Annotated in this window: 1 protein-coding gene; it reads left to right on the top strand. The window is 62.7% G+C overall.

All coding sequences use genetic code 11. The features are described 5' to 3' along the window. On the top strand, positions 1–249 hold a 249-nt coding region (locus SB659_RS20195), incomplete at both ends, for a hypothetical protein (protein ID WP_410551716.1).

Raw genomic sequence — 249 nt, 5'->3', positions numbered from 1 at the left:
AGTCCGGTCGAACCACCCGTCGGCCCTCGCGCCAGATGTCAGCGATTTCGGCACCATCGCGGCGATGCCTGCGTCATCGCATGCCTTGGTGTACGACGGAGTCAAGATTCGCACCGAACTCAGTGTTGCACACGGCGAATTCCTGTTGGCCGCGACCGCGCAGAACTTGCAGTTGCAACAAATCGTTGAGGGGCAAGCCCATGCCAGGGAAGAGCAGACACGGACAGGGCGCGCAGCGGCGCATCCAGG

It is taken from the genome of Arthrobacter sp. SIMBA_036 (genome assembly GCF_046535135.1).
Classification (GTDB): Bacteria; Actinomycetota; Actinomycetes; order Actinomycetales; family Micrococcaceae; genus Arthrobacter.
The sequence above is the reverse complement of the archived record's forward strand: the minus strand, read 5'-3'. Positions and strand labels throughout refer to the sequence as shown.